This is a genomic window from Methylobacterium sp. D53M, assembly GCF_053345625.1.
The window spans coordinates 1-26,310 of the sequence record NZ_JBKFAL010000043.1 but is presented as its reverse complement, the minus strand read 5'-3'; the positions used below and the strand labels follow the sequence as shown (position 1 = coordinate 26,310).

General features: G+C 70.5%; 27 protein-coding genes and 1 tRNA gene. 9 read left to right on the top strand and 19 right to left on the bottom strand.

Annotation, left to right across the window (positions count from 1 at the left end; translation table 11 throughout):
- On the bottom strand, positions 1–836 hold an 836-nt coding region (locus ACLBYG_RS30135; protein WP_447683917.1), incomplete at its 3' end, for an MCP four helix bundle domain-containing protein.
- 478 nt (positions 837–1,314) lie between these two features.
- Between ACLBYG_RS30135 and upp the strand changes: the two genes are divergently transcribed.
- The gene (gene upp, locus ACLBYG_RS30130) at positions 1,315–1,950 is read left to right on the top strand and encodes a uracil phosphoribosyltransferase (protein ID WP_020096508.1); all 636 of its coding nucleotides are present in this window, start codon (positions 1,315–1,317) and stop codon (positions 1,948–1,950) included.
- A 9-nt stretch (positions 1,951–1,959) separates the two neighbouring features.
- Here the strand turns inward: upp and ACLBYG_RS30125 are convergent, their stop codons facing one another.
- From ACLBYG_RS30125 to kaiC, 4 genes are read right to left on the bottom strand one after another with little or no spacing between them, the layout of a single operon-like run.
- Positions 1,960–3,714, bottom strand: a complete 1,755-nt coding sequence (locus tag ACLBYG_RS30125) for an ATP-binding protein (RefSeq protein ID WP_447683916.1) — start codon at positions 3,712–3,714, stop codon at positions 1,960–1,962.
- Complete coding sequence (locus ACLBYG_RS30120) at positions 3,714–4,031, bottom strand: circadian clock KaiB family protein (RefSeq protein WP_447683915.1); 318 nt, start codon at positions 4,029–4,031, stop codon at positions 3,714–3,716. Before ACLBYG_RS30120 ends, ACLBYG_RS30125 begins: the two co-directional genes overlap by 1 nt.
- Positions 4,028–4,369, bottom strand: a complete 342-nt coding sequence (locus ACLBYG_RS30115; protein ID WP_447683914.1) for a circadian clock KaiB family protein — start codon at positions 4,367–4,369, stop codon at positions 4,028–4,030. The genes ACLBYG_RS30120 and ACLBYG_RS30115 overlap by 4 nt, the downstream gene beginning before the upstream one ends.
- Positions 4,366–6,054 carry a circadian clock protein KaiC gene (kaiC, locus tag ACLBYG_RS30110; protein WP_447683913.1) on the bottom strand — a complete coding sequence of 563 codons (1,689 nt, stop codon included), beginning with the start codon at positions 6,052–6,054 and terminating at the stop codon, positions 4,366–4,368. Before kaiC ends, ACLBYG_RS30115 begins: the two co-directional genes overlap by 4 nt.
- Positions 6,055–6,301: 247 nt before the next feature.
- Between kaiC and ACLBYG_RS30105 the strand changes: the two genes are divergently transcribed.
- From ACLBYG_RS30105 to ACLBYG_RS30090, 4 genes are all read left to right on the top strand, one after another.
- A complete protein-coding gene (locus tag ACLBYG_RS30105; protein ID WP_447683912.1) occupies positions 6,302–6,928 on the top strand; it encodes a DUF938 domain-containing protein in 627 nt (208 codons plus the stop codon).
- Positions 6,929–7,047: 119 nt separating this feature from the next.
- A complete protein-coding gene (locus ACLBYG_RS30100) occupies positions 7,048–8,289 on the top strand; it encodes an ABC transporter substrate-binding protein (protein ID WP_447683911.1) in 1,242 nt (413 codons plus the stop codon).
- A gap of 121 nt (positions 8,290–8,410) precedes the next feature.
- Positions 8,411–9,424, top strand: a complete 1,014-nt coding sequence (locus ACLBYG_RS30095) for an NAD(P)H-quinone oxidoreductase (protein ID WP_447683910.1) — start codon at positions 8,411–8,413, stop codon at positions 9,422–9,424.
- Between the two features lie 113 nt (positions 9,425–9,537).
- Positions 9,538–9,840: a hypothetical protein gene (locus tag ACLBYG_RS30090; protein WP_020091847.1), complete on the top strand. Its 303-nt coding sequence runs from the start codon at positions 9,538–9,540 to the stop codon at positions 9,838–9,840.
- 45 nt (positions 9,841–9,885) lie between these two features.
- Here ACLBYG_RS30090 and ACLBYG_RS30085 read toward each other — a convergent pair whose 3' ends face one another.
- The 10 genes from ACLBYG_RS30085 to ACLBYG_RS30040 all read right to left on the bottom strand — a co-directional run bounded on the left by ACLBYG_RS30085 (position 9,886) and on the right by ACLBYG_RS30040 (position 19,350).
- A complete protein-coding gene (locus ACLBYG_RS30085) occupies positions 9,886–10,767 on the bottom strand; it encodes a 3-hydroxybutyryl-CoA dehydrogenase (protein ID WP_026604743.1) in 882 nt (293 codons plus the stop codon).
- A gap of 183 nt (positions 10,768–10,950) precedes the next feature.
- Complete coding sequence (locus tag ACLBYG_RS30080; RefSeq protein WP_447683909.1) at positions 10,951–11,904, bottom strand: electron transfer flavoprotein subunit alpha/FixB family protein; 954 nt, start codon at positions 11,902–11,904, stop codon at positions 10,951–10,953.
- A gap of 66 nt (positions 11,905–11,970) precedes the next feature.
- Positions 11,971–12,720, bottom strand: a complete 750-nt coding sequence (locus ACLBYG_RS30075; protein ID WP_056528346.1) for an electron transfer flavoprotein subunit beta/FixA family protein — start codon at positions 12,718–12,720, stop codon at positions 11,971–11,973.
- Positions 12,721–12,887: 167 nt separating this feature from the next.
- Positions 12,888–13,460, bottom strand: coding sequence for a cob(I)yrinic acid a,c-diamide adenosyltransferase (locus ACLBYG_RS30070; RefSeq protein WP_447683908.1), 573 nt, complete (start codon positions 13,458–13,460; stop codon positions 12,888–12,890).
- Between the two features lie 13 nt (positions 13,461–13,473).
- Positions 13,474–14,103 (bottom strand): acyloxyacyl hydrolase, encoded by a 630-nt coding sequence (locus tag ACLBYG_RS30065; protein WP_056528353.1) that lies wholly within the window; start codon positions 14,101–14,103, stop codon positions 13,474–13,476.
- A 138-nt stretch (positions 14,104–14,241) separates the two neighbouring features.
- Positions 14,242–14,427: a twin transmembrane helix small protein gene (locus ACLBYG_RS30060; protein WP_020091853.1), complete on the bottom strand. Its 186-nt coding sequence runs from the start codon at positions 14,425–14,427 to the stop codon at positions 14,242–14,244.
- Positions 14,428–14,494: 67 nt separating this feature from the next.
- Entirely contained in the window at positions 14,495–17,143 is a 2,649-nt protein-coding gene (locus ACLBYG_RS30055; RefSeq protein WP_447683907.1) for a TIGR02302 family protein, read from the bottom strand.
- A gap of 137 nt (positions 17,144–17,280) precedes the next feature.
- Positions 17,281–18,489, bottom strand: a complete 1,209-nt coding sequence (locus ACLBYG_RS30050) for a polyhydroxyalkanoate depolymerase (protein WP_331299958.1) — start codon at positions 18,487–18,489, stop codon at positions 17,281–17,283.
- A gap of 235 nt (positions 18,490–18,724) precedes the next feature.
- Positions 18,725–18,970, bottom strand: a complete 246-nt coding sequence (locus ACLBYG_RS30045; RefSeq protein ID WP_447683906.1) for a hypothetical protein — start codon at positions 18,968–18,970, stop codon at positions 18,725–18,727.
- A 170-nt stretch (positions 18,971–19,140) separates the two neighbouring features.
- Positions 19,141–19,350: a hypothetical protein gene (locus ACLBYG_RS30040; protein ID WP_020091857.1), complete on the bottom strand. Its 210-nt coding sequence runs from the start codon at positions 19,348–19,350 to the stop codon at positions 19,141–19,143.
- Between the two features lie 379 nt (positions 19,351–19,729).
- Between ACLBYG_RS30040 and ACLBYG_RS30035 the strand changes: the two genes are divergently transcribed.
- The 3 genes from ACLBYG_RS30035 to ACLBYG_RS30025 all read left to right on the top strand — a co-directional run bounded on the left by ACLBYG_RS30035 (position 19,730) and on the right by ACLBYG_RS30025 (position 20,744).
- Positions 19,730–20,383 carry a Maf-like protein gene (locus ACLBYG_RS30035; RefSeq protein WP_447683905.1) on the top strand — a complete coding sequence of 218 codons (654 nt, stop codon included), beginning with the start codon at positions 19,730–19,732 and terminating at the stop codon, positions 20,381–20,383.
- Complete coding sequence (locus ACLBYG_RS30030; protein ID WP_447683904.1) at positions 20,380–20,565, top strand: DNA gyrase inhibitor YacG; 186 nt, start codon at positions 20,380–20,382, stop codon at positions 20,563–20,565. Before ACLBYG_RS30035 ends, ACLBYG_RS30030 begins: the two co-directional genes overlap by 4 nt.
- A 103-nt stretch (positions 20,566–20,668) precedes the next feature.
- Positions 20,669–20,744, top strand: a tRNA-Phe gene (locus ACLBYG_RS30025).
- A 104-nt stretch (positions 20,745–20,848) separates the two neighbouring features.
- Here the strand turns inward: ACLBYG_RS30025 and ACLBYG_RS30020 are convergent.
- Positions 20,849–21,601, bottom strand: a complete 753-nt coding sequence (locus tag ACLBYG_RS30020) for a Crp/Fnr family transcriptional regulator (RefSeq protein ID WP_056528365.1) — start codon at positions 21,599–21,601, stop codon at positions 20,849–20,851.
- A 212-nt stretch (positions 21,602–21,813) separates the two neighbouring features.
- On the opposite strand from ACLBYG_RS30020, the gene ACLBYG_RS30015 reads away from it, so the two are divergent.
- On the top strand, positions 21,814–22,791 hold the full coding sequence (locus ACLBYG_RS30015; protein WP_100251146.1) for a phosphoribosylaminoimidazolesuccinocarboxamide synthase: 978 nt from the start codon (positions 21,814–21,816) through the stop codon (positions 22,789–22,791).
- 54 nt (positions 22,792–22,845) lie between these two features.
- Here the strand turns inward: ACLBYG_RS30015 and ACLBYG_RS30010 are convergent, their stop codons facing one another.
- The 3 genes from ACLBYG_RS30010 to ACLBYG_RS30000 all read right to left on the bottom strand — a co-directional run bounded on the left by ACLBYG_RS30010 (position 22,846) and on the right by ACLBYG_RS30000 (position 25,810).
- Positions 22,846–23,127: a DUF2312 domain-containing protein gene (locus ACLBYG_RS30010; RefSeq protein ID WP_020091862.1), complete on the bottom strand. Its 282-nt coding sequence runs from the start codon at positions 23,125–23,127 to the stop codon at positions 22,846–22,848.
- A gap of 54 nt (positions 23,128–23,181) precedes the next feature.
- Complete coding sequence (locus tag ACLBYG_RS30005; protein WP_447683903.1) at positions 23,182–24,363, bottom strand: alpha/beta hydrolase; 1,182 nt, start codon at positions 24,361–24,363, stop codon at positions 23,182–23,184.
- Between the two features lie 82 nt (positions 24,364–24,445).
- On the bottom strand, positions 24,446–25,810 hold the full coding sequence (locus ACLBYG_RS30000; protein ID WP_091677151.1) for an MFS family transporter: 1,365 nt from the start codon (positions 25,808–25,810) through the stop codon (positions 24,446–24,448).
- Positions 25,811–26,310 lie beyond the last annotated feature (500 nt).

Sequence of the window (26,310 nt, the reverse complement as noted above, 5' to 3'; positions counted from 1 at the left end):
GCCGCGTCCTGCCGGGCCGCCTCGGCCTCGGCCTCCAGCTGCCGGGTGCGGATCAGGTTGTCCTTGAACACCTGCACGGCGCGGGCCATGGCGCCGATCTCGTCGCGTCGGTGCCGGAACGGGACCTCGGTGCCGGCCTCACCCCGCGCCAGCCGGGTCATCGCGGCGGTCATCGCGGCGATCGGCCGCGAGATGTAGAGGAGGCCGAAGATCGCCGCCGCCAGGGCGGACACCAGCGCGAGGCCGATGCTGGCGACGGCCGCGGCGGAGGCGGTCTCGACCCGGGTCATCGCCGCGTCCGCGTCCTGCTGCGCCGCTTTCTCGTCGTGGTCCGCCAGACGGGCCAGGGCCGCCCGGGCACCGTCGTACAGTGCCACGACGTCGGGCCGGATCAGCAGCGCGGTCGCCTCCGTCTGCCGCCCCGCCTCCACGAGGCGCCGCACATCCCGTTCCACCTCCGCGAATCGGGTCCAGGACGCGTCGAACGCGTCGTAGTGCCGCCGCTCCTCGGCGGTGGTGATCAGCGGTTCGTAAGCCCGGCGCGCGTCGCGCAGCCGCGCGTGCGTGGTCGCCAGGGCGGCCACATTGGCGTCCCGGTGCTCCGGCGTATCCGACAGCAGGATGAGCCGGTACTGCTTGATGCGCACCTCGGAGGCCGCCACTTCGATCGCGCCGACCTTCTCGAGGGAGGGCACCCAGTCCCTGGCCAGCGCCGTCGCAGCCTGCCCGATCCCGGCCAGCTGACGGAGGGACAGGCCGCCTTGCGCCGCGGAGATCAGGGCAATTCCCGCAAAGAGAAGGGCCAGGATTGCTTTGAGTGGAATGGATACGCGCATGACGATCCTCGGCCAGATCCGAGTGCGGGACAATCGCATCGGGCGGCCCGACGCAGGCGACTGCATCTAGCCACTTCGGAATCTCGCGCAACTCGCGCCTTAAAAACATCATAGAATGGTTTTGACTTGCAAAAATAATTCAAAAATACATAATTAACCGAACAAATATACATCTTCATATCAGATAAAGGTCAACCGTCGCGCAGGTTCTGGTATCTGCTTCGACCGAGAATTTCTCTTATCCAGACGAAAGCGTTGACGGCGACGATACAAGTGACGCTTGTGCCGGACCCGCACGCGACGGTCCGCGTCGACCGAGCCCCCATCCTTCCGAGAGGATTCTGCGCCGGGCCGCGATGCCCACCCGAGTCCTCACGCACCTCCGTCGATCCGGCCTTCCGCCAGGATCACCGGGACGAGTTGCACCCCGGCCTTCGCTCCTGCATTGCTCCTCAACCGCAAGGGGAGGGTTCGGGGCATGTCGACGGCTCGGGTCACCGTGGTCGATCACCCGCTGGTGCAGCACAAGCTGACCCATCTGCGGGACAAGAACCGCTCGACCAAGGGCTTCCGGCAGATCCTCAACGAGATCGGGATGCTCCTGGCCTACGAGGTGACCCGTGACCTCCCGCTGGAGCCTGTCACCATCGAGACGCCCCTTCAGCCGATGCAGGGGCAGCAGATCCAGGGCAAGAAACTGGTGCTCGCGCCGATCCTCCGCGCCGGAGTGGGCTTTCTCGACGGCATGCTGTCGCTGGTCCCGTCGGCCCGCGTCGCGCATATCGGGCTCTACCGGGATCCCGAGACGCTGGAAGCCGTGGAGTACTACTTCAAGGCGCCGTCCGATCTGGCCGACCGGACGGTGCTGGTGCTGGATCCTATGCTGGCGACCGCCAACTCGGCGATCGCGGCCCTCGACCGCCTCAAGGCCCGGGGCGCCTCCGACCTCCGCTTCGTCTGCCTGCTGGCGGCGCCGGAGGGCCTCGCCAAGTTCCAGGCCGCCCATCCGGACGTGCCGGTCTGGACCGCGGCGATCGACAGCCACCTGAACGACCACGGCTACATCGTCCCGGGCCTCGGCGACGCCGGCGACCGGATGTACGGCACCCGCTAGGAGCCGGCCTCAGCGCCGCCGCCGGGCTCCGGCGCGGCCCTTGCCGACGACCTTGCGGAGGGTCTGCGAGAGCTGATCCACCGAGTAGGGCTTCTGGATCAGGTCGAAGCCGTGGACGCCCTCCTGCGCCAGCACGTGGCTGTAGCCGGAGGTGAGGACCACCGGCAGGTCGGGCAGGCGCCGCTGCAGCTCGCGGGCCAGCGCGATACCGCCCATGCCGGGCATCACGACGTCGGAGAAGACGGCGTCGAAACGGAAGGGGATCCTCTCGATCTCGACGAGCGCCTCCTCGGCATTCGTCGCCCAGACGGTCTTGTGCCCGAGATCTTCCAGGATCTGCGTGGCGAAGCGGCCGACCTCGATGTTGTCCTCGACGACCAGCACGCAGAGGCTGGCGCCGTCGAGCCCGCTCTCCTCGCTCCGCGGCGTGACGGGCATGTCCGGCGCGTGCTCCGCCTGCGGCAAGTAGAGCGTGAAGGTCGTGCCGTGGCCCGGGCTGCTGGACACGTCGACGTCGCCCCCGGACTGCTTGGCGAAGCCGAAGACCTGGGACAGCCCGAGCCCCGTGCCCTTGCCGATGTCCTTGGTGGTGAAGAACGGTTCGAAGATGCGCGGCAGCACGTCGGCTGGAATGCCGATGCCGGTGTCGGACAGCGACACCGCCGCGAAGGTGCTGCGCGACCCCGCGTGTCCGCGGATCGCCGGCATGGGCCGGTCGCCGGATAGCTGCAGGGTGAGCGTGCCCTCACCGCCCATCGCGTCGCGGGCGTTCACCGCCATGTTGATCAGCGCGGTCTCGAACTGGCTGAGGTCGGCGCGGATGTAGCAGGGTGTGGCGGGGATCTCGGCCAGAACGCTGATGCGCGCGCCGGTGACCGAATCCAGCATCTCCGCCACGGCCCGCAGCGAGGCGCCCACCTCGAAAACCTCGGGCCGCAAGGCCTGGCGGCGCGCGAAGGCGAGGAGCTGGCCGGTCAGCTTGGCGGCGCGGTCGACGGTATCGGAGATCGCCTCGACGTAACGGCGACGGCGCTCCTCCGGCAGGTCCGGCCGCTTGAGCAGGTCGGTGGAGGATTTGATCACCGTCAGCAGGTTGTTGAAGTCGTGGGCGACGCCGCCGGTCAGCTGCCCCACCGCTTCGAGCTTCTGCGACTGCCGCAGCGCCTCCTCCACGCGCTCGCGCTCGGCGCTCTCGGACTGGAGCCTGGCATGGGCCTCCGCCAACGCCTGCATATTGCGTCGCTGCTCGGTCAGGTCCGTCAGGATCCCGCAGAGGAGCGGCTGATCGCCCTGGCAGGCGAAGCGGCTGAGCGACAGGAAGGTCGCGCTCTCCGATCCCGCCGCCGCGCGCAGCGCGATCTCCTCGCGGACGGGCCCGTCCATCGCTTGCCGGATCAGGCGCCCGAGGTCGACATCCGCGTGGACGAAATTCCGGAGCGCGCGGCCGGTCAGGCGCTCCTGCGGCTCGCCGAGCATCTCGGCCAGCCGCCGGTTGCAGTAGAGCAGCGTCCCGTCCAGCGCCAACGTGAACGCGCCTTCCTGCATCTGCTCGATCAGTGCCCGGTAGGGCAGGTCCGCGTTCTCGAGCGTGTAGACGAGGCGCTCGTGGTTCGGCCCCTCCACCACGACGGCGTCGAAATCGCCCCGGCGGATGGCCGCGAGGGTCTCCTCGCTCTCCTCCAGCCGCGCCTCGAGCTCGCGGATGTGTGCGCGATAGGCGTCGAGCCCGGGCTCGTCGCCGGGCAGCAGAGCGTCCACACCCATCAGAGCGGCTCCGCGGCGGACGCGATCTCGAGACTGCGCAGCACGCGGCCCTCGTCCGAGAGGTCGCCCGAGAGGCGCCGTTCCGGCGCCGGCGCCAGTCTCAGGAGTGTGGGTGCGGCGAGGATCCCGTCGCGCTCGGCCAGGTCGGGCTGCTGATAGATGTCGACGATCTCCAGCTCGTAGCGGCCCGGCACGTGCGCCTCGCAGATGCGGCGCAGGACTTCGACCGCGCGCAGCGAGCGCGGCGCGGTTCCGGCCACGAACAGCCGCAACCGGACGTGCTGCGCGTCCGTCCGAGACGAGGCGGCCGCGCTCAAGGCCGGTCGGCCTTGGGACGGATGTCGAGGCCGACCAGAACCTTCTCGGTGTTCGACAGGTCGCCGATGATCCGCTTGAGCGGCGACGGCAGGCGGCGCACAAGGGTCGGGATCGCGAGGATCTGATCGCCGGCGGCGAGCTGCGGATTTTTCATGAGGTCGATGACCTCGATGTCGTAGTGGCCGGCCAGGTGCTCCTCGCAGAACCGCTTCAGGTTGGTAAGGGCGGCAAGAGACTTGGCCGTCTGCCCGGCGACGTAGAGGCGCAGGTGATAGTCGCCGGAATCGCGGTCGGGATCCGTCTCGGGTGCCGGGTCGTCCGATGTCGCATCGCTCATTCCGCGGCACTCCGTCGTGCGATCAACGCCTGCTGCTCCGCCGCGAGCGTGACGCCCCGCGCCGCGTCCTCGGCGCGCAGGCTCTCCTCCTCGTCCACGGCCGCCTCGAGACCGGCCCTGAGCTCCTCGATCTGACGCTCCAGGGCGGAGCGCCGGCGCGCCATATCCCGGAGCCGGCGCTCGGTCGCGTCCCGGTGCTGCTGCGCGGCCGCGCGTTCCTGAGCCTCCTGAACCAGGCGCGCGGTGCCGGTGAGAACACCTGATGGACCAATATAGGCATCCACCAACTGGATCCCGCCCGACGACATCAGAAATTCACGGATCTGGTTGGAGTGGCTCATACCCCGCGCCTTGATGACGTAGAGGGTCCGCGTCCGCTCGCCGTTCGCCTCCATGTTCTGGAGCTTGATCCAGGCATCCATCAGGGATGACACGCCGAGATCGTTGTCCTCGACCAGGGACCCGTCGCCGCGGAGGGTCGTGAAGATCGCCGTGACGCCGCGGACCTTCATCAGGTCGATCATGCGCAGGAGCGTCGCCTGCAACTCGCCCGCCGGCCCGCGCAGGGCCGAGATCGGGTCGATCACCACCACGTCCGGCCGGAACTGGTCGAGGTCGCGGTGCATCCGCGCGAGATGCGTCTCCAGGCCGAACAGGCTCGGCCGCGCGGCCTCGAAGCGGAGGCGGCCGCTCGCCACGTGCGCGGCGAGGTCGAGCCCGATCGAGCGCGCGTTGCGGATGATCTGGGCCCCGCTCTCCTCGAACACGAAGGCCATGCAGCGCTCGCCGCGCCGGCAGGCCGCGTCGAGGATCGAGGCGGCGAGCATGCTCTTCCCGGTCCCGGCCTCCCCGGAGATCAGGATCCCGGAGCCGCGATGGAAGCCCCGCGGTCCCAGCATGGCGTCGAGCCCGGCGATTCCGGTCCAGAGGATGCCGTCGGGCACCGCGTAGGCGAGATCCGCCGAGGTCACCGGCAGCACGCTGATCCCGGCGTGATCGATCAGGAACGGGTACTCGTTGGTGCCGTGGGCGGAGCCGCGATACTTGACGACGCGCAGCCGCCGCGTCGTGATCTGGTCCTCGACGCGGTTGTCGAGCAGCACGACGCAGTCGGAGACGTATTCCTCCAGGCCCTGGCGGGTGAGCGGCCCCTCGCCGCGCTCGCCCGTGATGATCGCGGTGAGGCCGCGATCCTTGATCCAGCCGAACAGGCGGCGCAGCTCGGCGCGGAGCAGGGTCGGATCGGTGAAGCCCGCGAACAGCGTCTCGATCGTGTCGAGGACGACGCGCTTGGCCCCGATCGAGTCCACCGCGAAGCCGAGGCGGATGAACAGGCCCTCGAGGTCGTACTCTCCGGTCTCCTCGATCTCGCTCCGCTCCACGCGCACGTGGTCGATGGCGAGATGGTCCGCGGCGACGAGACCGTCGAGGTCGTAGCCGAGCGACGCGACGTTCGCCGCCAGATCCTCGGCCCGCTCCTCGAAGCTCATGAACACGCCGGGCTCGCCGTAGAGCGTCGCGCCGTTGACCAGGAAGGTCGTGGCGAACAGCGTCTTGCCGCAGCCCGCGGCGCCGCAGATGAGCGTCGGCCGCCCGGCCGGCAGACCGCCATGGGTCAGGTCGTCGAAACCGGTGATGCCGGTCGCGACCTTGGGTAGTGTCCGGGCGGCTTGCGGGTCGGGCACGATGGGCGAATCCCTGGACGTCTCGGAGGACGGCAAGTCCGGAAGTGGGGCGGCGCTCTCAACCCTGCCGGGCCGATCGGGACGGTTCGCACCGCGAGAGACGCGGAGGCTGGCGCGAACCGCGCGTCGAACGGGCGGAACACCGGTGGAATGCGGTATGGCAACGGGTCCGCCCGCGCAATATGGGTGCGTGACGCGTCCGGCCGCCATCCCGTCGACGGACTGCGCAGACCGATGGAGGGCCTCCATGCTCGGCTGGGACGTCGACGTCAACGAGGCCCTGACGGCGCCGGCCGTGGCGCGCAACCGCGACGCGATCCTGGCCGTGCTCCGCGAGATCCTGCCCGACAGCGGCACCGTTCTGGAGATCGCCAGCGGCTCCGGTGAGCACGCGGTCCACGTCGCCGCGGCCCTGCCGGGCGTGGACTGGCTGCCGAGCGATCCCGAACCCGCCGCCCGGCGCAGCATCGCCGCGCACGCGCTCCGGGCCGGCCTCGCCAACATCCGGCCGCCGCTCGCGCTCGACGCCGCCGCCGCGGCGTGGCCCGTCGCGCGGGTCGACGGGATCGTGTGCATCAACATGATCCACATCGCGCCCTGGGCCGCCACCGAGGGCTTGATGGCCGGCGCCGGACGCGTCCTGAGCGCGGGCGGCGTCCTGTTCCTGTACGGGCCGTTCCGCGAGGCGGACCGGCCGTTCGCGGAGAGCAACGCCGCCTTCGACGCCTCCTTACGCGCGCGGGATCCCGCCTGGGGCGTGCGGGACCTCGACGCCGTCGCGGCGGAAGCGACCCGGCACGGGCTCAGCCTGGTCCGGCGCGTGGCCATGCCCGCCAACAATCTGAGCCTGATCTTCGGCCGGGCGGACAGGTGAGCGCCCGTCTGTCACGGCTTTCCGCATCTGCACACTGTATTCAAGCATCCGCGTGCTGCACTATCCTGTCCTGAACCCGATGCGGCGGCAAAAGCCGCACGGGCCGCAGGAGGAAGCCCATGCCGATGGAACGCAGCGTCTCGAGCCGGGCCCTCGCCCTTCTCGCAGTGGCCGGATTACTGGGATCGACACAGGCGCGGGCCGCGGATCCCATCAGGATCGGGGTGATCGCCGAGGCGCAGTCGGTGGTCGGGGCCTCGATCCCGCAGGCCGTCCAGCTCGCCGCCGACGAGATCAACGCCCAGGGCGGCGTCGACGGGCGCCAGATCCAGGTCGTCACCTACGACGACAAGTCCTCGGCCTCCGACGCGGTCCGCGCCTTCCAGCGGGCGGTCTCCGAGGACAAGGTCAACCTCGTCATCGCCAGCTACATCTCGGAGGTCGTGCTGGCGCTGATGCCCTGGGCGGCCCGGCTTAAGACGCCGATGATCACGCCCGGCGCGGCCTCGAACGAGATCAGCGCCGCGGTCCACAAGGACTACGCGCGCAACAAGTACACCTTCCACGGCTACCTGACCTCGGCGGCGCTCGCCCAGTCCATCTGCGATTCCACCAAGGACATGCTGATCGACCTGATGAAGGTGAAGACCGCCGCGATCATGAGCGAGGACGCGGCCTGGACCCGGCCGCTCGACGTCGGCTACGAGAAGTGCCTGCCCGAGATCGGTGTGAAGGTCGTCGACCACATCCGCTTCTCGCCGGACACGGGCGATTTCACGCCGATCTACAACAAGATCGAGGCGGCCAAGCCCGACCTGATCGTCACCGGCATCTCGCATGTCGGCGTGCAGCCGACCGTGCAGTGGCAGAACCAGAAGGTGCCGCTCGCCATGACCGGCATGAACTCGCAGGCGACCTCCTCGACCTTCTGGTCGAACACCAACGGCGCGACCCAGGGCGTGATCTTCCAGAGCATCGCGGTGCCGGGCGCGGCGATCACCGAGAAGACGATCCCGTTCGCCGAGGCCTTCACCAAGCGCTTCGGCGGCGCGCCGTCCTACGCCGGGTACATGGCCTACGATCAGGTCTACTACGCCGCCGACGCGGTGAAGCGGGCCGGCACCACGGAGGCCGACAAGCTGGTCGACGCCCTGGAGAAGACCGACTGGGTCGGCACCGTCGGGCGCACGCAGTTCTACGGCAAGGACGACCAATTCACCCACTCGATAAAGTACGGGCCGGGCTTCGTCACCGGCCTGATGGCGCAGTGGCAGGACGGCAAGCAGGTCGCGGTCTGGCCGAAGAGCCTCGCGCAGGGCGCGATCGTGCTCCCGGCGGCCGTGAAGGCGGCGGCCCGCTAGGCGGCTCTCCGGACCGGCAACGGGCGCGCGGCTTGCCAAGCGCGCCCGTTGCCGCAAGTAGAGCCGGGCCGCGACACCGTGAGCGCGGCCGAGACGACGTGCGCGCTGAGGACAATCGCTGATGGCCACCACCGACCTGCCCGGGACCATGCGCCAGATCCGCTACGCGGGTTCCGGCGGACCGGAGGTGATCAGCCTGGAGAACGCGCCCGTGCCGAGCCCGGAGCCCGGCCAGGTCCTGATCGAGGTGGTGGCGGCCGGCGTGAACCGGCCCGACGTCGCGCAGCGGTCCGGGGTGTACCCGCCGCCGCCCGGCGCCACCGAGATTCCGGGCCTCGAAGTCGCCGGCCGCGTGGTCGCGCTCGGCAGCGGGGTCGAGGGCCTGTCGGCCGGCGACGAGGTCTGCGCCCTGGTGATCAGCGGCGGCTACGCCGAGTACGCCGTGGCCGAGGCGGCCCACTGCCTGCCGCGACCGAAGGCCGTCTCGCTGGTCGATGCCGGCGGTCTGCCGGAGACGTTCTTCACGGTCTACTCCAACGTGGTCCAGCGCGGCCGCCTGACGCGCGGCGAGAGCTTCCTCGTCCACGGCGGGTCGAGCGGCATCGGCGCCACGGCGATCCAGATCGCCAAGCATGTCGGCGCCCGGGTCTTCGCGACGGCGGGCTCCGCCGAGAAGTGCCGGTTCTGCGAGGATCTCGGCGCGGATGCCGCGATCGACTACAAGCAGGCCGACTTCGCCGAGGAACTGAAGCGCCTCACCGACGGGCGCGGCGTCGACGTCATCCTCGACATGATCGGCGCCAGCTACCTCGCCCGGAACCTCAAGTCGCTGGCACCGGACGGGCGGCTGGTGATGATCGCGCTGATGGGCGGCTACAAGGTCGACGGGCTGAACATCACGCCGATCATGCGCAACCGCCTGACCTTCACCGGCTCGACGCTCCGGCCGCGCGGGAAGGGCGACAAGGCCGCGATCGCCGACGGTCTCCGCCGGGACATCTGGCCCGAACTCGAGGCCGGACGCATCCGGTCCGTCACCCACGCCACGTTCCCGCTCGAAGAGGCGCGGGCGGCGCACGAGCTGATGGAATCGAGCGCCCATCTCGGCAAGATCCTGCTGACGACCGGCCGCTGAGCAGGCCCCGTCAGGAACCTGCCTCGGCGGCCCCGCGTTGGCGGCCGGTAACGAGATCGTGTCGCACAGCGCCCGTTCCGGCGTGTGGCGTCCCGCCGAGGAAGGTTTTGCACATGGCCGAGAGACTGAACCCCAACGAGAGCCGCCAGGGCGAGCGCGGCAAGCCGGTGCTCTGGGTCTTGGTGGCGAGCCTCGTCCTGCTGGCGATCGCGACCGTGGGCCTGCTCACGTGGAACGGCGCCAACTCGCCGAAGGACTACGCCAGCCAGAGCCAGGACGCGTCGCGCAAGGAGGTGACGGGCTCGGTCAACGGCCAGTCCGGCGGATCGTCGCCGTCGAACAGCACCGCCGTTCCGGGCGGCAACCCGTCCTATCCGCAGCCGGCCCAGCCGGGCGCGAACGGCGCGCCGAAGTAAGGCGTCGCGCGCGGGACGGGATGCGCCGTCCCGCACACGGCCCTCTCAGCGGGTCGGGATCGGCGTCGGGCCGCGGTAATCGTAGAAGCCGCGCTTCGCCTTCCGGCCGAGCCAGCCGGCCTCGACGTACTTCACGAGGAGCGGGCAGGGCCGGTACTTCGAATCGGCGAGGCCCTCGTAGAGAACCTGCATGACCGAGAGGCAGGTATCGAGGCCGATGAAGTCGGCCAGCTGCAGCGGGCCCATCGGGTGATTCGCGCCGAGCTTCATGGCGGTGTCGATCGACTCGACCGATCCGACGCCCTCGTAGAGCGTGTAGATCGCCTCGTTGATCATCGGCAGCAGGATCCGGTTGACGATGAAGGCCGGGAAATCCTCCGACATCGTCGACGTCTTGCCGAGCTTCGCGATGAACGCCTTGGCCGACTCGTAGGTCGTGTCCTCGGTGGCGATGCCGCGGATCAACTCGACGAGCTGCATCACCGGCACCGGGTTCATGAAGTGGATGCCGATGAACTTCTCCGGCCGGTCGGTCGCCGCCGCCAGCCGGGTGATGGAGATCGACGACGTGTTGGTCGCCACCAGGGTCTCCGGCCGCAGCGACCCGCACAGCGTGGTGAAGATCTCGCGCTTGGTCGCCTCGTTCTCGGTCGCCGCCTCGATGACGAGATCGCACGGGCCGAGGGCAGCGAAATCGCGGGCGGGGACGATGCGCGAGCGGGCCTCGCCGCTGTCGCCCTCGGTGAGCGTGCCCTTCGAGACGAGGCGCGCGAGGCTGCCCTCGATCACCGACAGCCCGTTCTCGAGCCGGGCGGGATCGCGGTCGTTCAGCAGAACCTCGAAGCCGGCGGTGGCGCAGACCTGCGCGATGCCGCTGCCCATCTGGCCCGCGCCGACGATGCCGACCCGCTTGATCTCCATATGCATGTGCCGACCTGTGCCCCCAAGGCGGATGCCGCAGCGCTGCCGCCCAGCTCTCTGGACGGCACGGACGCGACGGCACCGCGCGAAGTCTCGCCGCTGCTGCCTTCTAGACCAATCCTCGATCCGGAAGGAACCCGTGAAGCCGCGTTCTGCGACAATGCTCGCGGGTTGCCAGATCCGGTGCCGTTACTGGCCCTTGGCTTTGCCGATCTCGGATTGCAGCTCGGGAACGACCTGGAACAGGTCGCCGACGAGGCCGTAATCGGCCACCTGGAAGATCGGTGCGTCCTCATCCTTGTTGATGGCGACGATGACCTTCGAGTCCTTCATGCCGGCGAGGTGCTGGATCGCGCCCGAGATGCCCACCGCGACGTAGAGGTCCGGCGCCACGACCTTGCCGGTCTGCCCCACCTGCCAGTCGTTCGGCGCGTAGCCCGCGTCCACGGCGGCGCGGGAGGCGCCGACGGCGGCACCGAGCGAGTCGGCCAGCGGCTCGATCAGCTCGTGGAACTTGTCCGAGGAGCCGAGCGAGCGGCCGCCGGAGACGATGATCCGCGCCGAGGCCAATTCCGGCCGGTCGGACTTGGCGATCTCCTCGCCCTTGAAGCTCGAGCCGCCCGCCTCGGGCGCGGCCGCCGAGACGGCCTCCACCGGCGCCGCGGCGCCGCCCTCTTCGGCCGCCTTGAAGGCCGCCGTGCGCACCGTGATCACCTTCTTGCCGGCGGGCGCCTGCACGGTCTGGATGGCGTTGCCGGCGTAGATCGGCCGCTCGAACGTGTCGGGCGAGACCACCTTGATGATGTCGGAGACCTGCGCGACGTCGAGCAGGGCGGCCACGCGCGGCAGCACGTTCTTGCCCGTGGTCGAGGCCGAGGCGATGATCGTCTCGTAGGGCTCGGCGATGGCGGCGATGAGCGCCGAGACCGGCTCGGCGAGGTCGTGGTCGTAGACGCCGTCCTCGGCGTTCAGGACCTTCTCGACGCCGTCGAGCTTGCCCGCGGCCTCGGCCACGGCCTTGGAGCCGGTGCCCAGCACGAGGGCGTGGACCGGCGCGCCGATCTCCTTGGCGGCGGCGAGCGCCTTCAGCGTGCTGTCCTTGATCTGGCCGTTGCCGTGCTCGACGAAGAGGAGTGTCGTCATGGTCTGCTGGTGCCCTCGAAGGTGGTGGCGCGGGGCTCGACCGTCGACCGGGAGCCCCGCCTCGGATCAGATGACGCCGGCTTCGACCTTGAGCTTCTGGACGAGCTCGGCCGCGGAGGCGACCTTCACGCCGGCCGAGCGGCCCGGCGGTTCGGCGGTCTTCAGTACCGTGAGCCGCGGCGTGACGTCGACGCCGAGCGCGTCGGGCGCCAGCTCCTCCAGGGGCTTCTTCTTGGCCTTCATGATGTTGGGCAGCGACGCGTAGCGCGGCTCGTTGAGGCGGAGGTCCGTCGTCACGATGGCCGGCAGCTTGAGGCTCACGGTCTGCAGGCCGCCGTCGACCTCGCGGGTGACGTCGAGGCTGCCCTCGCCGGGCTCGATCTTGTACGCGAAGGTGCCCTGAGGCCAGCCGAGCAGGGCGGCGAGCATCTGGCCGGTCTGGTTCGAGTCGTCGTCGATCGCCTGCTTGCCGAGGATGACGAGCTCCGGGCTCTCCTTCTCGACGACGGCCTTCAGGAGCTTCGCGACGGCGAGCGGCTCGCAGTTCACGTCGGTCTTCACCAGGATCGCCCGGTCGGCGCCCATGGCGAGCGCCGTGCGCAGCGTCTCCTGCGCCTGCTGCGGTCCGATCGACACGGCCACGATCTCGGTGACCTTGCCCTTCTCCTTCAGGCGGATCGCCTCCTCGACGGCGATCTCGTCGAAGGGGTTCATGGACATCTTGACGTTGGCGAGCTCGACGCCGGAGCCGTCGGCCTTCACGCGAATTTTGACGTTGTAGTCCACCACCCGCTTGACGGGCACCAGCACCTTCATGGCGGTCACGATCCTTCCCCGGAGGATTCTTGTCGTCGTGCAGGCCACTCCCACGGGCGCGCGAGGCGCAGCGTGGCCGGGGCACGCAAGGCGCCGGACCGTAACGGCCACATTTCCGCCTTGTCAACGCGGCGCCGTGGCGGCCCCGCGAAAACCGCGATGCCGGCTCAGCGATTGGCGCCGGGCACCCAGAGCACGTCGTCGGCCCCGTCGCCGTTCGCCGCCCGGCTCGCCACGAACAGGAAGTCCGACAGGCGGTTGAGGTAGCGCAGCGACTCCGGCGAGACCGTCTCGTCCTCCCGCACCGCGAGGCTCACCGCGAGCCGCTCGGCGCGCCGGCAGACGGTCCGGGCGAGGTGCAGGGCCGCGGCAGCCGGCGAGCCGCCGGGCAGCACGAAGGATTTCAGCGGCGGGATCGCGGCGTTGAGCGCGTCGATGTCGCGCTCCAGCCGGTCGACCTGGCTCGCCACGATCCGGAGCGGCTCGTAGGGGAGGGGCTCGGGGGTCGGCGGCGTCGCGAGGTCGGCGCCGAGGTCGAACAGGTCGTTCTGGATCGCCCCCAGCATCCCGTCGAGGGGGCCCTGCGTGTGCAAGCGCGCCATGCCGATGCAGGCATTGGTCTCGTCGACGGTGCCGTAGGTCTCGACCCGCAGGTCCGCCTTCGAGCGCCGCTGCCCGTCCGCCAGCGCGGTCGTCCCCTTGTCGCCGGTCCTCGTGTAGATGCGGTTGAGCTTGACCACGGGGTGGCGTGCCTCAGAACGTGTAGCCGATCTTGCCGCCGAAATTGGTCAGGCCGCGGTTGTTGGCGCAGAGCCCGGCATTCGACATGTGCTCGACCGTCGCCATGATGCTCCAGTGCTCCGTCAGGCGGAAGCCCAGGGCGGCCGCCTCGCGGAACATCGGCGAGCAGCCGAGGGTGTTGAAGCCGTAGGGCGTCTCGGCCTTCGGGCCGGTCCAGCCGTTATGGGCCACGCCGCCGAAGAACCCGTCGAGGAACACGCGGCGGTTGAAGGTCTCGGGGAAGATCTCGAGCGTCCAGGTCGCGCCGAGATAGGCGTAGCTGGTCCGGCCGCCGGTGTTGTAGCTGCCGCCGACGGTCGGCCGCGGCACGAAGGCCTGCCAGAACGGATCGTCGCTGATGCGCGGCTTGGCGAACAGGATCTCGCCGTTGACGTTCGCCTTGCTGAAGCCGGGGAGCTTGCCCTCGGCGCTCCCGGGATCCTGCACCGCGCCGCCGATCCGGATCTCCGACACGATGCTGAGCGGCTGGACGGGGGCCGCGTAGGCGGCGGGCGGCGGCGGCGCGAGGTCGGCGGCCGAAGCCGGCAGAATCGCCGCCCCGGTCAGAAGGCCGAACAGACGGAGGCGGGAAGGGGCAGTCATGCGGGCTCGGCCGGTTAGGCGCAGCGATTTGCTTCTACCGAGCGTAGCAGAGGCCCGCGCGACGGGGCGGCCTATTCATCCTTCACCGGATCGAAAGGTGTTCGGTGCGGCGGCGCGGTCACACCCGGCCCGAAGCCCTCACGCCGAGCGCCACCAGACGACGCCCATGATGATCACGATCGCGACGAACTGCAGGAGCACCCGGAGGCGCATCAGCTTCTGCGAGAGGTTCACGCTGCCGCCGCGCATCATGTTGGCGAGGCCCGCGACCAGGACCGCGGCGACGGCGAGGCAGGCGATCAGGACGAGGGTGTTGGACGACATGCGGTCGGGGATCCGGGTGGGGCGCGAGCCGCGATGCGGCTCGGCGCGTCGTTGAGGTGTCGGGCGCTCAGTTGCGGCGGAGCAGGCGCTCGAAATAGTCGAGTTCCTCGCGGGGGCGACTCGGGTCGCCGAGCTTGCGCCGCAGCTCCTCCATGATGCGCCGGGCGCGCTGGACCGCGGATTCGTCGGCCGTGGGGACGCGGACCCGCCCGTCGCTCATGTCGCGGCCGCGGGTCGGGCGCCCGAGGGGATCGTCGTCGCGGGCGCCGGCCTGACCCTGCTGGCCCGGCTGCTGGCCGCCCTCCTGCTGGCCCTCGCCCTGGCCCTCGGCCATCTCCTGCATCTGCTGGGCCATGCCGTCGGCGCCGCGCTTGAGGCCGTCGAGGGCGCGGCCCTGCGCGTCGACCGCGCCGTCCGAATCGCCGTCCTTCAGCGCGTTCTCGGCCTCGCGCATGGCGTCCTCGGCGTCGGAGAGGCCCTGCTCGCCGCGCATGCCGTTCTCCTTCATGCGCTTCTGAAGGTCCTCCAGCCGCTGCCGGAGCGCCTGCTGGCGCTCGCCGACGCCGCCCTGCTGGCCCTCGCCCTGCTGCCCCTGACCCTTCTGGCCCTGTTGGCCCTGACCCTGCTGGCTTTGCCCCTGCTGACCCTTCTGACCCTGCTGGCGCTGGCCCTGCTGCCCCTGGCCCTGCTGGCCGCGCTGTCCCTGCTGCGGCTGGCCGCGGTTCTGCGGGCGCTGGCCGTCGCGCTGCTCCTCGCCGTCCTTGAAGGTCTCGTCGCGCAGGCCCTGCTGCTCGCGCGACATCGCGTCGAGATCGCGCATCTGCTTCTGCATCTCGCGGGACGCCTGATCGGAGCGACCGCCGCGCTCGGCGGTCTGGAGATTCTCCAGGATGTTGCGCAGCTGCTCCATCAGGCGCTGCGCCTCGGCGGAGTCGCCGCGCTTCATCGCCTCCGCCATGTCCTGGATCATCTTGTCGAGATCCTCCGGCGTGACGGTCTTGGTCTGCCCGTTGTTCTGGCCGCGCTCGCTCTGCTCGCGGGGCTCGCGGCTTTGCTTCTGCGCCATCTCGGACAGGAACTTGTCGAGCGCCTGCTTCAGGTCCTGCGTCAGGCGCTTGATCTCGTCGTCGGGCGCGTTGCGCTCGATCGCCTCCTTCAGCCGGTCCTGGGCCTGGCGGAGCTGCTTCTCGGCGTCCGACAGGTCGCCGTCCTCGATCTTGAGGGCCATCTCCCAGAGGAGGTCGGCCACCGCGACGAGGTCGGCATCCGTGCGGGCGCGGCGCAGGCGCTCGGTCGCGGTCCGCAGGCCGAGGAAGATCGCGGGCTGCGGCGTGTACGTGTCGGGCGCGACCAGCAGGGCGTCCAGCGCCCCCTGGACCCAGCGGCGATCCGTGTCGGGCGCGATGACGAGCCGGCGGCGCTGCTCGGCGAGCGCCCGCGCCAGCGGTTCGCGGAACGGCCGCGCCGGCAGGACGATCTCGGTGTCGGGCGTGCGCCCCTCTTGGCCGGCCTCGTCCTTGACGACGATGTGGTAGCGGACCTTCGCGCCGGACCACGGGCTCTCGGTGAGGTCCACGAGGGTCTTGGTGTCGGTGTCGCCGCTCGCGTCGCCCGGCAGCGCCAGGTTGATCTGCGGCACCGGGACCAGGGCGCGCGCGGACTTCAGCGGCTCGATCACCGCCTCGGCCGAGCTGATCCCGTAATCGTCCTTCGCCCGGTAGGTCAAGTTGAAGGTGCCGCGCCCGTTCACCTCGGGGCCGCCCACGGCGGTCACCTCCGGCGGCCGGTCGGGGATCGCGTCGACCGTGAGACGCTGCTTGCCCGCCGGGGTGACGATCGTCAGCGCGGCGCCGCCGACGATGCGGTAGCGCTCCTCGCGCAGGTCGGGGCGCGCCTCCTGGCCCGGCACCGGGACGAGGCCGGCATTCGGCGTGAGGGTCGTCTCGGACGCGGCCTTGCCCTGGCCGGCGATCCGCACGATCAGCTGCGCGTTGACCGGTGCGCGCAGGTGCTGGTCGCTCCCGTCCATCGCGATCAGCAGCGGCGGAAGCCGCGTGTAGAGCGGCGGGTCGATCCAGCCGTCCACGCGGAAGTTCGGGCCGGGCGCCGCCGGCTCCTGCCAGTCGAAGGCGGCGCCGATCCGCTGGCGCCACTCGGGGCCGGCCACGAACAGGCTGGCGACCGCCGCGACCACCAGGCCGGCGCGCAGCGCGAAGGGGTCGTGCCGGGTCATGCCCGGCCGCGGCAGGCCGACCCGCAGGGCCGAGATCGCCTGCGCGGCGCGGCGCTGGTGGAGGTCCCACAGCAGCCGGCTCCCCGGATCGGCGGCGCCGACGGCGAGGCTGTCCTGGGCGGCCGAGGCCGGCCCGTGCCGCAGCTTCGGATCGCGGGAAGCGGCCTCGCGGTCGAGCCGCGCCAGGGCGAGGCGCCGGTCCGGCCGGGCGATGTGGATCAGCGGCAGGAGCGCGGCGACGAGCAGGATGGCGAGGGCGCTGAGGCCGATCTGGCGCCAGAGCGGCGTGAGGTCGAGCCACACGCCCGCCCAGGAGACGACCAGGAAGAGCAGGAAGACGCCGATGCCGCGCCAGAGCACGGGCCAGGCCTGCTCCCACAGGGCGGCCGCCCGCGCCTGCGCCACGAGCCGGTCGAGCCGCGTGGACGCCGCGTCCGCTCCGCCCACCCGGGTCTTGCTCTCGGTGCCGTTGCTGCCGATCACGCCGACCGTTCCGCCTCACGCCGAAGGAGTGGCCCACGGAGCCGCCCCCGGCGGGCCCCGTCACACGTGCCTAGCATGGTGGGCCGCGCGGGTCGGCGGGTCAAATCGGCGCGACGGCGGCCCGACCGGCGCGCCGGTCAGTTGTGCGCCTGGATGAAGTTGCGCACCTGCGGGTAGATCTGCGACTCCCAGCGCCGCCCGGCGAAGACGCCGTAATGGCCCACGCCCGCCTGAAGGTGGTGCGTCCGCATGTACGGGGCGAGGTCCGAGCACAGGTCGTGGGCCGCCATGGTCTGCCCGACCGCGCAGATGTCGTCCCGCTCGCCCTCGACCGTCATCAGCGCCGTGCGACGGATCGCGCGCAGGTCGATCGGCTCGCCCCGATACGACACCGCGTTCCGGGCCAGGGCGTGGTCCTGGAACACGGTCTTGACCGTCTCGAGGTAGAAATCGGCGGCGAGATCGAGCACGGCGAAATACTCGTCGTAGAAGGTCTCGATCGCCTCGGCCTTGTCGTGCTCGCCGTTGGCCATGTGCCAGAACAGGTCGGCGTGGCCCTGGACGTGGCGCTTGGCGTTCATCGCCATGAAGGCCGAGACCTGCACGAAACCCGGATAGACCTTGCGGCCGGCCCCCTTGTGGCGCGACGGCACCGTGGCGATCAGGTTCTTCTCGAACCACTCGATCGGCTTGGAGGTCGCGAGCTCGTTCACGCCCGTCGGGTTGATCCGGCAATCCACCGGGCCGGCCATCAGGGTCATGCTGCGCGGGGCGGCCGGGTCTTTCGACTGCGCCATCGCGGCGGCGGCCACCAGGGCCTGCACGGCGGGCTGGCACACCGCCACCATGTGGGCGCCTTCGCCCATGGTCCGCAGGAACTGGATGAGGTGGCTCACGTAGTCGTCGAAGCCGAAGGTCCCGTCGGAGAGCGGCACGTCCCGGGCGTTGTGCCAGTCGGTGATGTAGACGTCGTGGTCGGGCAGCATCGTGCGCACGGTGGCGCGGAGCAGCGTGGCGAAGTGGCCCGACATCGGCGCCACCATCAGCACCTTGGGCTGCTCGGTGTGGATGTCCTTCTTGAAGTGGAGCAGCGTGGCGAAGGGCGTGACCTCGACCGCCTCCTCGGAGACCGGGACGCTCCGGTTCCCGACATTCACCGAGTCGATGCCGTAGGGCGGCCGCGCGAAGGTCAGGCCAGCGCGCATCATCATCCGGGCCCCGGCGGACATCCAGGTCGCCGGCTCGCCCCACCCGACCCAGGGCGACCAGATGTCGTTCAGCAGCCGCCCCCACGCCCGGGTCTGGGCGGCCATGTCGGTCTGCAGATCGAATGCGTCGTACAGCATCGGGCAGGCACTCGCTTGAGCCCTGCCCGGCACGCGGGCCATCGGGGCGGCAACGTTGGCGGATGCCGGAGTGAGGGTTGCATCAGCGTGGCCGTGCAGGATGGGTCCCGTTCCCGGGGGCGGCAACTGTCCGATAGGCGGATGCGAACAAGAATTGTCGTGACGTGACTTTGATGCACCACGCGCTGCGCCGATCACATTCGGGTGTGCCGAATCGTCCGGCACACCCCCGCCGTCACGAGGCGCGGCGAATGACCGGGCGCGGGTCGGACTCGCTCCGACGATGCTCGCAGGCGACCTTGAGGTACCGGTCGCTGCTCCCGGGCAACCCGGCCTGGGCGGCCATCGTCTGGGCGTGCATCAGGCATTCCATCGGCGTGTGCGCCGGCGCGACGATGACGTCGAGGGCGGTGTCGCGCGAGCAGTCCTGAGCCAGCAGCGTGCCGGCACAGACGAGGGCAACGGAGAGCAATTCCGACATGACGGACCTCAGCTTCGAGTGATCGAAAGGTCCGCGGGGTGCTCCGGCGTGCGAGCCACCGCGTTGTCGTTGCCTGGTCGCTTCCTCCGGTTGCTGAAGACTTGAAGCACGTCATGTGCCAGCGCAGCACGACGCGTCCCTTGAGAGGTGCAACGCCGTCCGGGCCGGCCTCAGTCGCGGGCGGGAAGCCAGCGCGTCTCCGGCTCGTCGGCGGGCAGGAGCGCCGCGACCGCGTCGAGGTCGACCACGTACTGATCGGTGAGGCGCTGCCACATCTCGACCGGCGAGGCGACCTGCGGCCGGAGCCCGTCGAGGGCGCGGGCGAGCAGAGCCGCATTGACGAGCTTCGGGCGCGGCACGAGCGGGTCAGCGTTCAGCATCGATGACGATCCCATTGGAGTGACGCCATCCTGCGTCGATCGTGGTTAACGATGGGTTACATGCCGCCTCGACATCTTGCGCTGTTCTTGCGGACGCTTTCGCGCCAGGCTCTGAGCTGGATTCGTCGGCGCCCCCGGTCACGCCGAGGCGCCGCCAGACCTGAGTAACGCTGCCCGCGGACGCACCGGGCCGCGCGGGATCGCCCAGGCGAATCCACGCGCGTTCGCCAGGGCGTCGGCACCCGCTCGAGTTCACAAGCCGGACCCCTTCCCTTATCAGGCAGGCGCATCGAGCCTGTCCCGGCCGACGAAGTGCCGCCGCGCAGGGCGCGCACGGCTCCGGTCGCGCGGCTCCGGTCGATTGTGCGAACGGGACATCATGGACGCCAAACCTGAAGCGATCGGCGCGACGCAGGAGCCGACGGCGCGACTCGTGCTCGCATCCGCTTCGCCCCGCCGTCTCGCGCTGCTCCAGCAGATCGGGATCGAGCCCGCGGCGCTCCTGCCCGCCGAGATCGACGAGACACCGCGCAAGGCCGAGCCGCCGCGCGAGCTGGCGCGTCGCCTCTCGCGGACGAAGCTCGCCACCGCCGAGGCGGCGCTCCACCTGGAGGACACGACGACGCCGACCTGGCTTCTCTCGGCCGACACGGTCGTCGCGGTCGGGCGGCGCGTCCTGCCGAAGGCCGAGATCCCCGACGAGGCCGCGGATTGCCTGCGCCTGCTCTCGGGCCGGCAGCACCGGGTCTACACGGCGGTCTGCGTGCTCTCGCCCCGCGGGCGCCGCGAGCGGATCGTCGAGAGCCGCGTCCGGTTCAAGCGGCTCTCGGGCCGGGACATCCAGGGCTACGTGGCCTCGGGCGAGTGGCGCGGCAAAGCCGGCGGCTACGCGATCCAGGGACTGGCCGGGGCCTTCGTGGTCAAGCTGGTCGGCTCGTATAGCGGCGTGGTCGGCCTGCCGCTCTACGAGACCCTGAGCCTGCTCGACGGCGAGGGGTATCCCGTGCGGGCCGGGTGGGGCGCCCTCGCATGACCCGGGAGCGCCGGCCGCCCCCCTGTCCGATCTGTCGGCAGCCCTCCACGCCGGACTTCCGGCCGTTCTGCTCACAGCGCTGCGCCGACGTCGATCTGGGGCGCTGGCTCAACGAGCGCTACGCGATCCCCGAGGAGCTCGATCCCGACGCGCCGCCGCCCCCGCCGGATCCGGAAGGCTGAATTTTTCGACGTTCCGGTCCCGTCCCTGTCACGCGAGGCTGGACAGGCCGCCAAGCACTCACTATACCCCGCGACGTCCGAGGCCGGCACCGGCGCGGACGACGCCCAGGTAGCTCAGTTGGTAGAGCATGCGACTGAAAATCGCAGTGTCGGCGGTTCGACTCCGTCCCTGGGCACCATCATCCCGCTGAGCACCCGATCTTCGGATTGGTAGAGCCGGCGACCGGGTCCTCGATTTTCTGACAATACTCGGCTGTGGGTCACGCGCGTCCGCGCGTCCCGATCAGCGCGTCTCCGCGTCGCGCAGGTGCAGGTAGGTCGGATCGAATTCGGCCGCTTCCTGCAGCCCGGCCCAGTCGTGGACGGTGAGGCGGCGACCCCGGAGCGTGATCAGGCCGGCGGCCTTGAGATCGCGGATCGTCCGGTTGACGTGGACCGACGTGATCCCGAGGGCATCCGCGAGTTCGGGCTGTGTCATCGGCAGGTCGCAGGTCCGGTCGGGTGCCAGCCCGACGGCGTCGAGGCGGGTCATCAGCTCGCAGAACAGGTGGGCCATCCGCGCATACGCTTCCCGGCGCCCGGTGTTGAGCATCCATTCCCGGACCAGGGCGGCGTCCATCAGCGTCGCGCGCCAGAACACCTCGTTGAGGCGCGGCTGCGCCCGCAGCATCGCCCGGACCGCGTCGTGCTGGACGAAACCGAGGCGGCAGGCGCTCACCGTGGCGATGTTGATGTCGAGCACCTCCAGGAACAGGCTCTGAAAATCCGGCACGTCCCCGGGGACGTGGTAGCTCATCACCTGCCGCTTGCCCGCGCGTGTCGACTTGTAGGTGCAGGCGATACCGCTGAGCAGCGTGAAGCTCCGGGACGGCCGGTCGCCCTCCCGAATGATATCCTGGTTGGGTTCGAACTGGGCGACCTGCAGCGGAAGCGCGACGAGGGCGGCGCGCTCCGCGTCGGACAGCCGGAACAGGGCCACGGTCTCGATCCGGCGCAGGAACGGGTCTCTTACCGACGGTTGGGGTGTCTCGTTCATCGCGCCTCGGCCGTCCGGCAGAAGCGCTCGGCGTCGCGCGGCCGGTCGTCCACCGTCGTTGGTCCCCGCGTAAGTGTAGGGTCCCGGTCGGGCGCGACCAGGGCGAGAGCCGGCGCCGGGCGCCCTCGGTGAGGCCGGGACTGGAATTTCCCGCCCCGTCCGCGCACAGAAGTCCGGCGGCGCGGTCGCCGTTCAGCCTGACGGAAAGCCCGATGAACACGGCAGATCTCGCCCCGCACGCGCATCAGGTCCTGCGCGACGCGACCCTGCCCGAGCTGCCCCGGCACTACCGCGGCAAGGTCCGGGACAATTACGACCTCCCCGACGACCGGCGCATCCTCATCACCTCGGACCGGATCAGCGCCTTCGACCGGGCGCTCGCGGCAATCCCGTTCAAGGGCCAGGTCCTGACCCAGACCGCCCGCTACTGGTTCGAGCAGACCGCCGACCTGTGCCCGAACCACGTCCTCGCCTATCCCGATCCCAACGTGGTGGTCGGCCGGCGCCTGGAGATCCTGCCCGTGGAGGTGGTGGTGCGCGGCTACCTCGCGGGCACCACGTCGACCTCGATCCTGACGCGCTACCGCGCGGGCGAGCGGGACATGTACGGCCACGCCTTCCCCGACGGGATGCGGCCGAACCAGCGCCTGCCGGAGGCGATCATCACGCCGACCACCAAGGCGTTCGACGGCGGCCACGACGAGCCGCTCACCGAGGCGGAGATCCTCGAGCGCGGGTTGCTGACGCGCGCGCAGTGGGAGACCGTGTCGAGGGCGGCCCTGGCGCTGTTCGCGCGCGGGACGGCGCTCGCGGCGGAGCGCGGCCTGATCCTGGCCGACACGAAGTACGAGTTCGGCACGGATCCCGAGGGCCGGATCGTCCTCGCCGACGAGATCCACACGCCGGACAGCAGCCGGTACTGGTTCGCGCAGAGCTATCCCGAGCGCTTCGCCGCGGGTTCGGCCCCGGAGAGCTTCGACAAGGACTTCGTGCGCAACTGGGTCGTCGCCCGCTGCGACCCGTACAAGGACCCGATCCCCGAGATCCCAGCCGAGGTCGTCCTGGAGACAGCCGCGGTCTACATCCGCGCCTACGAGACGATCACGGGCAAGCGCTTCGTCCTGCCGGACCCGGCCGAGGAGCCCCTGGAGCGGATCCGGCGCAACATCGCCGCCTATCTCGCGGCGTAGCCTCGGGGTCGGGACAGGCGGTGCGGCGCCTGGCGCCGCACCCGGTTGAGCCCGTCAGGCCGCCGCGGCGATCGGGGCCGGCGACGGCGCGTCCATGGCGCGCAGGTAGACGTCGAGGAGCGTCTCCTGCTCGTCGCGCTCGTCCTTGTCCTGCTTGCGGATCTTCAGGATCTCCTTGAGCACCTTCACGTCGAGACCCTCGCCCTTGGCCTCGGCGAAGACCTCCTTCTTGGCCTCCATCAGGTCCTTGATCTCCTCCTCCAGCCGTTCCACGCGCTCGATGATCGAGCGGATGCGGTCGCCCGCGACGCCCACGGTGTCGGTCATGTCGGTCATGCAGTCCCTCGTCGGATGACGGGGGCACCCTCGCCGGACAGGGTAAGCGGCGGGTTAAGGCCGGGCCGGCGCCCCGACCCGGTCCCGGATCCACCCTGCGATCGCGTCCGCAACGGCGTCGCTGTTCGATTCCAGCATCATCATGTGGCCGTTGCCGCGGATGCCGTGGTCGGCGAGCGCCAACCGGTCCGGCTTCGCGCCCGCCTGGGTCAGGAAGGCCGCCGTGCAATCGTCCATCGTCGCCCGGAACGACGCCTCGGCGGTCACGATCACCGCCGGCACCCGGGCGAGGTTCGGCAATCGGCGCGCGGGCTCGGCCTGGAGCCAGCAGCGGATCCGGTCGGGCGCGGCGGCGCTCTCCGCTTGGAACACCGTCAGGTCGGCCGGGCCGCTCACCGGCGGCTCGAAGTGCAGCGGCACCCGGGTGATGCCGTAGGGCCGGGCCCGGGCCTCGCCGACGCGCTCGTACCAGTCCGCGCCGCCCTTGAAGCGGATGTCGTAGAACGTCGGACCGTTCGGCTCGACGGCGACGTGCGCCTTCACGAGGTCGGGCCGCTGATCCGAGACAGCCCAGCCGAAGACGCCCGCCTGCGAGTGCGTCAGCAGGATCGCCGGGCCGATCTTCTCCAGCAGGGCGATCAGCGCCGGGTCGACCAGCTCCTCGCTCCGCAGCGCGCTGGCGATGTAGGGCACCTGGGAGAGGTAGAACTGATCGAAGGCGGCGTTGCCGCGGATCCCGGCGCCGCCCGGCCACTGCGTGTGGAGCTTCGCCTGCGGGTAGAGCGCGGACCGCTCCTGCCCGGTGAACACCGTCTCCAGATCCTCGGCGGGCAGGCGGGCGTAGGGGCCGTAGGTGTCCGGGTCGCCGCCCGAGCGGCCGCGACCGACTTGGTCGACGACGTAGACCGCGAAGCCCTGCGCGGCGAAGCGGTCGGCCCAGCCCGGCCGGCCGTCGGGCGTCCCGAGGAAGTTGGTCCCGGTCTGGGCGGTGCCGTGCACCAGGACGATCGGGTAGGGCTGCGTCACCCGCTCCGGAACGCGGTACTCCACGAACATCTGGCCGGACGCCGTCGTCTTGCCGCCCGCGGTGGCGTAGCGGCCGCCGACGAAGAAGTAGCCCGCGGGCTGCGTCGGCCTGAACGGCCCGTCGGCGGCACCCGGCTCGGCGGCTCGGGACGGCGATGCGGTGGCGAGACAGAGCAGGGCCAGCGCCCCGGCGGCGGCGTTCCTCGACATGGCGTCCTCCCGCGGGCGTCTGGCGCGCCCGGCGGGAGGCATATCAGCGTGAAAGTCCGGCCCGGTCCAGCCGGGCGGCCGATCAGGCGTGGGCGAGGCGCGGCTTCTTCCCCAGCGCCTCCTCGACGGTGCCCGCGCCGTCGAGATAGCCGTGGACCTTGGGGTTCGGCATGATCAGCGAGGCCACGAAGGCGATCGCCATCAGGACGGTCACGTACCAGAAGAACGTGCTCTCCATGCCGGCGTCCTTGAACCACAGGGCGACGAACTCGGCGGTGCCGCCGAAGGTGGCGTTGGCGATCGCGTAGGAGAGGCCGACCCCGAGCGCCCGGACGTTGGTGGGGAACAGCTCGGCTTTCACGATACCGCTGATGCCCGTGTAGAACGACACCACGGCGAGCCCGAGGGTGATCAGCGCGAAGGCGAGGTAGGGGTCCTTGTTGGTGCCGAGGGCCGTCATCAGCGGCACCACCATGAGCGTGCCGAGGCCGCTGTAGAGCAGCATGTTCGCCTTGCGGCCGATCTTGTCGGAGAGCGCGCCAAAGATCGGCTGGATGATCATGTAGACGAACAGCACAACCGTCATCGTCTGCGAGGCCGACGTCTTCGGCATGCCGGCGGTGTTGACGAGGTACTTCTGCATGTACGTCGTGAACGTGTAGAAGCTCAGGGAGCCGCCGGCCGTGTAGGCGACCACGACCAGGAACGCCCGCCAGTGCTTGGCCAGCGCGGCGAAGGTGCCGGCGGTCTCCTTGTCGCTGCTGTCCTTCGTCTCGGCCAGGGAGCGCCGGAGATAGAGCGCGACGACCGCCAGCGCGGCGCCGATGAAGAACGGGATCCGCCAGCCCCAGGCGGTGAGTTCCGGGCCGGTCATCACCGTCTGCAGCAGCACCAGGACCAGCGAGGCGAGGAGCTGGCCGCCGATCAGCGTCACGTACTGGAACGAGGCGAAGAAGCCGCGCCGCCCCTTGATCGCCACCTCGCTCATGTAGGTCGCCGAGGTGCCGTACTCGCCGCCGACCGACAGGCCCTGGAGCATGCGCGCGAGCAGCAGCAGCACGGGCGCCAGCGTGCCGACATGCTCGTAGGTCGGCAGGATGCCGATCAGCAGCGAGCCGAAGCACATCATCAGCACCGAGATGACCATCGAGGTCCGACGGCCGACCCGGTCGGCGATGCGCCCGAACAGCCAGCCGCCGATCGGCCGCATGAAGAAGCCCACCGCGAAGATGCCGGCGGTCTGCAGGAGCTGACTGGTCGAATCGCCCTTCGGGAAGAAGGCCGGCGCGAAATAGAGCGCGAAGAACGCGTAGCAGTAGAAATCGTACCACTCGACGAGATTGCCCGACGACGAGCCGACGATCGCCCAAATCCGGCGCTTGCGGTCCGCGGCATCATCGAGGTCGCTCGGTGCGATACCGATCGTATCGTCGCGCGAGGCGGACATGGCGTCTCCGTCGATCAATCTTGGTGCCGGCCGAGGCCGGTCTCTTCTTGGTGCGGCGCGACGTTACAGGTGACGCGCCCGATCGCAAGACCGTGATCCGACTTAGCCGAGGACAGCGCGGGCGGGTGTCACCGGCCGCGCGTCCACGGTGCCGCGGGAGGGAACGGTTCGGCCCGGGGCCCCGTTGCGGGCCGGCGTGGGCGTCGGTGGCGTGCCGACCGTCGCTGGAGAAGAGGCCATGAAGCGGATTCTGAGAGACACGGTCGCGGCGGCCATCGTCGTGGCCGGAGCGGCGACGGCGTTCGCGCAGGGCGGACCGGGCGGTGGCGGAGCGGGACCCGGTGGCGGCGGCGCTGGCGGTCCCGGCGGCGCGGCCGGCGCGGGCGCCGGTCCGGCCGGTGGCGGCGGCCCGGGCGGTGGCGCGGGCGGTGGCGCGGGCGGTGGGATGCGGGGCGGCGCCGGGGACGCCGAGTCCGAGGGCTGCCGAGCTCTCGTGGCTG

Bases quoted from the DNA above. Each gene is read 5' to 3' on its own strand.
- ACLBYG_RS30090 (WP_020091847.1), top strand. From the start codon at position 9,538: ATGGCCGAGAGACTGAACCCCAACGAGAGCCGCCAGGGCGAGCGCGGC.
- ACLBYG_RS30050 (WP_331299958.1), bottom strand. From the start codon at position 18,489: ATGCTGTACGACGCATTCGATCTGCAGACCGACATGGCCGCCCAGACC.
- ACLBYG_RS30015 (WP_100251146.1), top strand. From the start codon at position 21,814: ATGAACACGGCAGATCTCGCCCCGCACGCGCATCAGGTCCTGCGCGAC.
- ACLBYG_RS30085 (WP_026604743.1), bottom strand. From the start codon at position 10,767: ATGCATATGGAGATCAAGCGGGTCGGCATCGTCGGCGCGGGCCAGATG.
- ACLBYG_RS30060 (WP_020091853.1), bottom strand. From the start codon at position 14,427: ATGTCGTCCAACACCCTCGTCCTGATCGCCTGCCTCGCCGTCGCCGCG.
- ACLBYG_RS30125 (WP_447683916.1), bottom strand. From the start codon at position 3,714: ATGGGTGTGGACGCTCTGCTGCCCGGCGACGAGCCCGGGCTCGACGCC.
- ACLBYG_RS30045 (WP_447683906.1), bottom strand. From the start codon at position 18,970: ATGTCGGAATTGCTCTCCGTTGCCCTCGTCTGTGCCGGCACGCTGCTG.
- ACLBYG_RS30000 (WP_091677151.1), bottom strand. From the start codon at position 25,810: ATGTCCGCCTCGCGCGACGATACGATCGGTATCGCACCGAGCGACCTC.
- ACLBYG_RS30065 (WP_056528353.1), bottom strand. From the start codon at position 14,103: ATGACTGCCCCTTCCCGCCTCCGTCTGTTCGGCCTTCTGACCGGGGCG.
- ACLBYG_RS30100 (WP_447683911.1), top strand. From the start codon at position 7,048: ATGCCGATGGAACGCAGCGTCTCGAGCCGGGCCCTCGCCCTTCTCGCA.
- ACLBYG_RS30005 (WP_447683903.1), bottom strand. From the start codon at position 24,363: ATGTCGAGGAACGCCGCCGCCGGGGCGCTGGCCCTGCTCTGTCTCGCC.
- ACLBYG_RS30075 (WP_056528346.1), bottom strand. From the start codon at position 12,720: ATGAAGGTGCTGGTGCCCGTCAAGCGGGTGGTGGACTACAACGTCAAA.
- ACLBYG_RS30030 (WP_447683904.1), top strand. From the start codon at position 20,380: ATGACCCGGGAGCGCCGGCCGCCCCCCTGTCCGATCTGTCGGCAGCCC.
- upp (WP_020096508.1), top strand. From the start codon at position 1,315: ATGTCGACGGCTCGGGTCACCGTGGTCGATCACCCGCTGGTGCAGCAC.
- ACLBYG_RS30080 (WP_447683909.1), bottom strand. From the start codon at position 11,904: ATGACGACACTCCTCTTCGTCGAGCACGGCAACGGCCAGATCAAGGAC.
- ACLBYG_RS30095 (WP_447683910.1), top strand. From the start codon at position 8,411: ATGGCCACCACCGACCTGCCCGGGACCATGCGCCAGATCCGCTACGCG.
- ACLBYG_RS30020 (WP_056528365.1), bottom strand. From the start codon at position 21,601: ATGAACGAGACACCCCAACCGTCGGTAAGAGACCCGTTCCTGCGCCGG.
- ACLBYG_RS30040 (WP_020091857.1), bottom strand. From the start codon at position 19,350: ATGCTGAACGCTGACCCGCTCGTGCCGCGCCCGAAGCTCGTCAATGCG.
- ACLBYG_RS30035 (WP_447683905.1), top strand. From the start codon at position 19,730: ATGGACGCCAAACCTGAAGCGATCGGCGCGACGCAGGAGCCGACGGCG.
- ACLBYG_RS30105 (WP_447683912.1), top strand. From the start codon at position 6,302: ATGCTCGGCTGGGACGTCGACGTCAACGAGGCCCTGACGGCGCCGGCC.
- ACLBYG_RS30115 (WP_447683914.1), bottom strand. From the start codon at position 4,369: ATGAGCGATGCGACATCGGACGACCCGGCACCCGAGACGGATCCCGAC.
- ACLBYG_RS30010 (WP_020091862.1), bottom strand. From the start codon at position 23,127: ATGACCGACATGACCGACACCGTGGGCGTCGCGGGCGACCGCATCCGC.